Source organism: Verrucomicrobiia bacterium (assembly GCA_035495615.1).
Classification (GTDB): Bacteria; Omnitrophota; Omnitrophia; order Omnitrophales; family Aquincolibacteriaceae; genus DATJFP01.
Window position 1 is genome coordinate 1 of record DATJFP010000049.1, and the last position, 7,128, is coordinate 7,128.

A 7,128-nucleotide genomic window follows, 5' to 3' on the forward strand; every position below is an offset into this window, starting at 1 on the left:
GTGATTTACGCCCGGAAGTTCAGGCCCCAGAATTTCGAAGAGGTCGTGGCGCAGGACGCCGTGACCACCACCCTGAAGAACGCGATCCGGCAGAAACGCATCCCCCAGAGCTTTCTTTTTTCCGGGCCCCGCGGCGTGGGCAAGACGTCCGTCGCCCGCATCCTGGCCAAAGCGCTCAACTGCGCGAAGGGGCCGGCGGAAATTCCCTGCGATAAATGCGACAGCTGCCTGGAGATCGCGAAATCCACGTCTCTCGACGTGCTGGAAATCGACGGCGCGTCCAACCGCGGCATCGAAGAAATCCGCAACCTGCGCGAGAACGTGAAGTTCAAGCCCGCGAACGGCAACTTCAAGATCTACATCATCGACGAAGTCCACATGCTCACGACCGAAGCGTTTAACGCGCTGCTGAAGACCCTCGAAGAGCCGCCCCCGCACGTGAAATTCATTTTCGCCACGACCGAGTCGCACAAAGTGCCGCTCACGATCCTGTCGCGCTGCCAGCGCTTCAACTTCAAGCGCATTCCCACGCCCGAGATCGCCAAGAAACTCGAAGAGATCGCCAAGCGCGAAAAATTGAAATACGAAAAGAACGCGCTCTTCCTGGCGGCCAAGGCCTCCGAAGGCGGATTGCGCGACGCGGAAACGCTGCTCGATCAGCTCGCGAGTTTTTCGGACGAAAAGATCAACGAAGAAGACGTCCTCTTCCTTTTGGGGCTGGCGTCGGAAGACCTTTATTTCAAGGTGCTGGAAGCGCTGGCCGCCAAAGATGCCAAGGCGCTTTTTGCCATGATCGAGGAACTTTACCAGGGCGGCCGCGACCTCATGCAATTTGCCAAAGGCCTCCTGGAAATTTTCCGCAACCTGCTGCTCCTGCAATGCGCGCAGGAGCCGGGAGAATTCATCGAGATGTCCGAAGACGGCGTCGAGCAGCTCAAAAAGCGCAAGGACCTGTTCACGCGCGGCGAACTGCTCATGGGACTCAGCCTGATCGGCAATCTTCAAGGCCAGCTCCGGCGCAATCTCGCGCCCCCGAAGCTGCTCGTCGAAACGACGCTGCTGAAGCTCCTGCATCTGGACGGGCTGCGTTCGCTGGAAAGCGCGGTTCCCGCAGCGCCTGCGGCCGCGCAAGCCGCTCCACGGACGTATCAGGCTCCGGCTTCAGCTCCCGCTCCGGTCCGGACCCAGGCCGCGCCTTCGCCGGTTCCGGCCGCGGAAAAAAAAAGCCAGCCCGCCGTTAGGGAAGCCGCGGCTCCCGCCGCCAAAGCCGCATCCGGCGAGGCCGTGACTCTGGCCGAAGTGGAAGCCGCGTGGGCCCAGATCGTCGAATACGTCAAAGCCAAGCGCATGTCCATCGGCATCTTCCTTTCCGAATCCCAGCCCGTTGAAACGAGCGGCGCGCTCGTCACGCTCGCGCTGCCTTCGGAATTCCAGTTCCACAAAGAGACGCTCGATAAAAGCGCGAACAAGAAACTCGTCGAAGAGGCCTTTGAGACCATCACCGGGAAAAGGGCGGGTATCCAGTTTGTGATCACGAAGCTGACCGACCCGCCCGCCGAAAACGGCGAACCCGCGCCCGCTGCTGCGGGACAGGCCGGACCCTTGCCGGACATCATCATGAAGGCGCTCGACATTTTTGACGGCGGACGGATCGTCCGCAAAGAATGACATGAGAGGCTATTCGGAGTGGATGGGCGATCTCGTGCAGGCGCTGTCAAAGCTGCCGGGGATCGGAAGAAAGTCCGCGGAACGCATCGTTTTCTACCTCCTCAAATCCAAACGCGAAGAAGTGCAGCGCCTCTCGGCGCTGATGATGAACGCCAAGGAAAACATCTTCTTCTGCGAAATCTGCCATAACTTCGCCAATGCGAAAATCTGCGAGATCTGCGCGAATCCCGGCCGTGACAAAGGCGTGATCTGCGTGGTCGAAGATCCCAAGGACGTGCTTTCGGTCGAGAAGACCCAGCATTTTTTCGGCACCTACCACGTGCTGCTCGGCGCGCTTTCCGCGCTGGACGGCATCGGCCCGGACGAGATCCAGATCCCGGGCCTCGTCGAGCGCGTTAAGAAAGGGACAGTGCGGGAAGTGATCCTCGCCACGAATCCCAATACCGAGGGCGAAACCACCGCCCTTTATATCTCCAAGCTGCTCAAACCTTTGAAAATCCAGGTCACGCGCATTGCCCGCGGCGTGCCTGTCGGAAGCAATCTCGAATACGTGGACCAGGCCACGCTTGCCCGCGCGCTCGAAGGCCGCCTTCCCGCCTGAGTTCCTTCATTCCTTGATTTTTCCTTTGCGGCGCTCACGCGCAATCCCTTCATCAGGACCGTAGGGATGGCCTCCGAATCCGTGCCTCATCATGGCGATCGCGCGCGCCCAGTTTTTTTTGCCGTCGCGGGAAGCGAAAAGCTGCATCACGGCCTGCGCGATCACGGGAACCGGAACTTCCATTTTAATCGCATCATCGACCAGCCAGTTGACCTCGCCCGTATCCTCGACGTAAGGAGGAATTTTTTCGAGCCCGCCGTTTGAACGATAGGCCTCCTCCATGAGATCGATCAGCCAGGAGCGGATCACCGAACCGTTCCGCCAGCACCGGAGCACGTCGGCAATGTTCAATCGTTCCGGGTAATGCTCGAGCAGATCCATGCCTTCGCCGATGGCTTGCAGCATCCCGAATTCGATTCCGTTATGAACGAGCTTTGTGAAATGTCCCGCGCCAGGAGGGCCGGCATGCAGAAAGCCGTCCGGAACGGCCAGCAGCTTCAAAATCGGCGCAACTTCGTCAACAATCTCTTTCTCGCCTCCGGCCATAAAGCACGCGCCGTTCCTCGCGCCGTCCATCCCGCCGCTCGTTCCCAGATCCACGAAGCCGATTTCTTTGGGTTTTAATTTCTGGTAACGCCGGATCGAATCCCCCCAATAGGAATTGCCGCCGTCGACGAGAATGTCCTTTTTTTCGACCCGTGAGGCGAGCTGGTCGAGAAGTCCGTCAACGGCAGCCCCGGCCGGAATGTAGATGAAAATTTTTCGCGGCCGGGCCAGCCGGCTCACCAAGGACTCAAGCGAATCCGCCGGAATGACTCCCGCCTTTTGGAGTTCCTGCGAAACCCCGCCCAGCGTAAACCCCGTCACGCCTATTCCTTTTTCCAACGCATGCAGCGATAGATTGGCTCCCATTTTCCCCAGGCCCACGATTCCGATTTCCTTCTTCGCATTTTCCATGTTCATTTCCCTTTCATAGGCCTTAAGACGGCCCGGCAAGAAGCTCCATCCGAGTTTTGAATTTTCAAGGGGAGGCAGATCAGCTCATGGTTTCCTTCGCGGACCCGCGAAAGATTGAGGCCTTCGACGATCCAGATGCCGGCTTTGAGAAGGGTCCGGTGGATGCGTGCGCCATCCTCGAAGAACCCGCCGACGGAAAGATAATCCACGCCGACCAGGAGCGGTTTCTTTCGGGCCAGGAATTCCGCGGCTTCTTCGGCGATAAAAACAAAGTCTTTGATGAATTCGTCCGTTTTCCAGCAGCGTGCGGAATTTTTGGTTTTGAAAAGGATCCGTTCGCCGGCCCGGATATTTTTGAGGCGCAGCTCGTCCAGGGTGACGGCGCGGGGATTTTTGATTTCCACGATCCGGGCGGGTCCGATGCCGGCTTCAAGCGGCATGCGGTCCAGGCTTGTTCCTTTTTCAACGAAATGAAACGGCGGGTCCATGTGCGTGCCGGTATGGGATCCCATGGAAATCAGGGAAACGTTGCACTTGTCGCCGCGCCGCATGTCCAATTTCCTTTGGATGCGGACGGCGGGATCATGCGGCCAATGAACCATTCCGTCTTTGATCGTCACGGTGACATCAAGCCAGCGATGAGGATTCATGCAAAACCTCGATCGGGGGGATTCCTTAAGAAGGCCTAAGGGATTTTGTAAGCGTGCCTGGGATCATCATGGCGCGCTCGAGGAGGGAAGGGTATCGGGCAATTTCTGAAATTCTATTAAGGCGTAGCGGCGGCGAAGCCCAAAGCAAAAGGGGACAGCCCTTGCGGACTGTCCCCTCTGCCTTTGCCGGATTTTTTACCCGTGGCGGCCGTGAGATCCTCCGCCGCGGCGGTCGGGACTCGCGCCCGGCCCGCCCTGCGGCCCCGGACGATTTTCCCAGTTCGTGCCCGGACCTCCGCGCATTCCCGGAGGATTGTTGTCCCGATCTCCGCGGTAGCCGCCGCGGTCAGGGCTCGCGCCCGGCCCGCCCTGCGCCCCCGGACGGTTTTCCCAGTTCGTGCCCGGACCTCCGCGCGGTCCCGGGGGATTGTTGTCCTTATCCCCGTGGTTTTCGCGGAACTCGTGCATCTTTTCGCGTGACGCCTTGAACTCCGAGGCGTCCACGGATCCGTCGCCGTTGGCATCCATTTTTTCTTTCAGCTTCGGATGATTGTCCAGGTACTTCTCGCGCCGTTCTTCCCGCCCCGCCTGGAATTCGCTTTTGTCGACGCTGCCGTCGCCGTTGGTATCCAGCTTCTTCTTTAATTCGGGATGCTTATCCAGATACTTGTCCTGCATTTCTTCACGCTTTTCCTGGCGATGCGCCTTGAATTCATCCTTGTCCACCGTCCCGTCGCCGTTCGTGTCGAGTTTCTTTTTCAGATCGGGATGATTTTCCAGGAATTTTTCTTTTCTCTCATGGCGCCAGCCCTGGGCGTCCGAAGAGGAAGACGCATCGGTAACCGCCTGCGATCCCGTGTCCACGGCCTGTGTGACCGTGTCCGCCGGTGTCGAAGCCGCGGTGTCTTCGGCAAACGCGATCCCCGCCGAAATTCCCGCGAGCATCACCGTAAGCCCTACTGCCTTCATTGCGTTGAGGTTTCTTTTCTTCTTATTCATGGTCTTGCTCCTTTCCTGAATTACAGGATTTTTAAGCCGTTCTGACCTTAAGACGTCTTCCGGGAGGAAAGGTTTAATGGCCCCTGCAAAAAAATAGGGTTTAAAATCGTCTTAAACCTTTTCCTTATTATTCCGTCTAATGGGTAAGGAAAGAGGCGGAGATTATGAAGAAAGTTCCCTATCTTATTGTGATTGCATTGGTTATGGCATCCGTGACGGCCCGGGCGGAAACGCCGGCGGAGGCGCCCGCGACCGACGACACCGTGCTCGAGGAAGTGCGGCAGCTCCAGGCCCTGAAACAGGAAAACCCGGAGGCCTACCGCGAGAAAATCGAAGAGAAAAAGGCCCGGCTGCGCCGGGAGTTTCAGCGCATGGGCGGGGAAGACGGGCCGCGTTTTCATCAGTTCATGGAAAAGCGCCGCGAGTTCCGCCGGCAGCGCGTGGAATATATGAAGAGCCACAATCCCGGGGAGTACAGCCGCTTCATGGAAAACAGGCGCGCCCGGTTCCAGGAGTTCCAGGCCCGGAATCCCGAAGGCGCCCAGCGCTTCCTGGAAAACCATCCGCGCTTCCGCGAGCGCATGAATTCCTCCGGTCCCCGCGGCGGACGCGAATCCTACGAGAGGCAGAACGGCGGGCATGATTTCCAGGGGTCCGGCCGCGGCCGCTTCCGAGATGCCGATTCTCCAAGGCAGGGAGAATTCCGTTCGAGGGGAGGATCCGGACGTTCTGATTTCGATTCCGGACCGCAGGACAGGCAGGACAACCGGCGCGGCTGGGGGCGGGGCGAGCGCCGCCGTCCCAGCGATGATTCGCTGGGACAGGAAAGGCCGTTCGGTTCTGGACGAACCGAACGCCGCAGGCAGGCCTCTTGATGGAGGCTCCCGGGCGCGAGCGGGACGGCGTCTTGATCGCGCAGTTCCAAGCGGGCCGCGAGTCGGCCTTCGACGAGCTGGTGAAACGGCACATGGAAAAGGCCGTGCAGCTCGCGCGCACCGTGTGCGGCAATTACGAGGACGCAAAGGACATTTCTCAGGAGGCGTTCGTGAAGGCGTATCACGCGCTGAAGAACTTCAAAGGCGAAGCGCAGTTCTCGACCTGGTTTTACCGCATCCTCATGAACTCGGCCAAGGACTATCTGAGGAAGAAAAAACGGCTGCGTCTCGCGGATTGGGACGACGCGCAGTCCAAAGACCATTTCCTGGAATCCGTGGCCTCGCCCGAGCCGGGCCCCGCGGGTTCGGCCCTCTTATCGGAATTCGAGCGGCAGGTGACGGCCGCGATCGAGAAGCTTCCCTTCCAGCAGCAATGGATTTTCATCCTGCGTTTTTTGGAAGGTTTTTCCCTGAAAGAAATCGCGCAGGCAACGGGCCTTGCGGAAGGCACAGTGAAGGCCGCGCTGCATTTCGGCATGAAAAAATTCAAGGCGGAAATTTCCGCTATCTCGGGAAAGGGGTGAAATCCCATGAGCCATGAGGAAGAGAAAGAGATCGAGAAGATCTTCGAAAATTACCGCCTGAAAAAAGTGCCCCAGAGCCTCATGAAAGACTATGCGGCGGAGGTGCGGAGAAAAATCGAAATGACGCCCGGGCCGTCCTTTCCCCTGGGCGCGCTGGCCGCTTTTGCCGTGGGCCTGGCCTTTGCCGGGACTGTTGCTTTTGTTATGTTACGGCCGCATCAGCCGGCCCTCGAAATCAAGGCGCCCGAAGGGGTGTCCGCGCCTTCGGGGACCCTTGAAACACCCGCCGTCCAAGGGCCGCAGGCCGTCCAGCCGGCGCCTTCCGCCGCTCTCGCGGAGGAAGAAGGCGTCGAGCCTGGAGGCAATCAGGAAGCCCTTGCGCGCGAACTTTTCGTCCTCGAAATGCTGGGGGAAGATGACGGTGTTATGACGGACGCGTCGCGCTTTGATGTCGAGCCTGATTTTCTCGGGCCCGGGCCAGCGTAAAAAAAGCGCGATTTTTTGGCCCGGAAAGCGATTTCGACGCACGCACCTTATCAGCTCCTTCAGCACCCTGAGACAGCCCCTGATTCCTTCCCGCATCCTCCAATAAAATGCAGTAATTTATAGCGCACTCCGACACCCTGAAACGATTGATAATTCTCGTCTTTTTTGTGATTTCTTCGCATTGACAGTGAAAAGTCCGTGTGGTTAACTTTCCGCTACTAACGCGAAATTGTGGACATCCGGGTTAAAAAAATTTAAGCAAAAAAACGGATGTCCGTACCAGCGTTGCAAATCCGGAGAAGAAATTT

General features: G+C 58.4%; 8 protein-coding genes. 5 read left to right on the forward strand and 3 right to left on the reverse strand.

Features of this window, described 5'->3' with window-relative positions:
• Together dnaX and recR are read left to right on the forward strand one after the other, a co-directional pair.
• On the forward strand, nt 1–1,668 hold a 1,668-nt coding region (gene dnaX / locus VL688_06685), incomplete at its 5' end, for a DNA polymerase III subunit gamma/tau (protein HTL47733.1).
• Between the two features lies 1 nt (nt 1,669).
• Nucleotides 1,670–2,269: a recombination mediator RecR gene (gene recR, locus VL688_06690; protein ID HTL47734.1), complete on the forward strand. Its 600-nt coding sequence runs from the start codon at nt 1,670–1,672 to the stop codon at nt 2,267–2,269.
• Nucleotides 2,270–2,275: 6 nt separating this feature from the next.
• Here the strand turns inward: recR and VL688_06695 are convergent, their stop codons facing one another.
• From VL688_06695 to VL688_06705, 3 genes are all read right to left on the reverse strand, one after another.
• A complete protein-coding gene (locus VL688_06695) occupies nt 2,276–3,226 on the reverse strand; it encodes a decarboxylating 6-phosphogluconate dehydrogenase (protein HTL47735.1) in 951 nt (316 codons plus the stop codon).
• 2 nt (nt 3,227–3,228) lie between these two features.
• On the reverse strand, nt 3,229–3,876 hold the full coding sequence (locus VL688_06700; GenBank protein HTL47736.1) for a cyclase family protein: 648 nt from the start codon (nt 3,874–3,876) through the stop codon (nt 3,229–3,231).
• Between the two features lie 195 nt (nt 3,877–4,071).
• Nucleotides 4,072–4,875, reverse strand: a complete 804-nt coding sequence (locus VL688_06705) for an EF-hand domain-containing protein (protein ID HTL47737.1) — start codon at nt 4,873–4,875, stop codon at nt 4,072–4,074.
• Nucleotides 4,876–5,039: 164 nt separating this feature from the next.
• Between VL688_06705 and VL688_06710 the strand changes: the two genes are divergently transcribed.
• The 3 genes from VL688_06710 to VL688_06720 are packed head-to-tail and all read left to right on the forward strand — an operon-like array spanning nt 5,040 to nt 6,820.
• The gene (locus VL688_06710; protein HTL47738.1) at nt 5,040–5,750 is read left to right on the forward strand and encodes a hypothetical protein; all 711 of its coding nucleotides are present in this window, start codon (nt 5,040–5,042) and stop codon (nt 5,748–5,750) included.
• Entirely contained in the window at nt 5,750–6,334 is a 585-nt protein-coding gene (locus tag VL688_06715) for a sigma-70 family RNA polymerase sigma factor (protein HTL47739.1), read from the forward strand. The genes VL688_06710 and VL688_06715 overlap by 1 nt, the downstream gene beginning before the upstream one ends.
• A 6-nt stretch (nt 6,335–6,340) precedes the next feature.
• Entirely contained in the window at nt 6,341–6,820 is a 480-nt protein-coding gene (locus tag VL688_06720; GenBank protein HTL47740.1) for a hypothetical protein, read from the forward strand.
• The last annotated feature ends 308 nt before the right edge of the window (nt 6,821–7,128 follow it).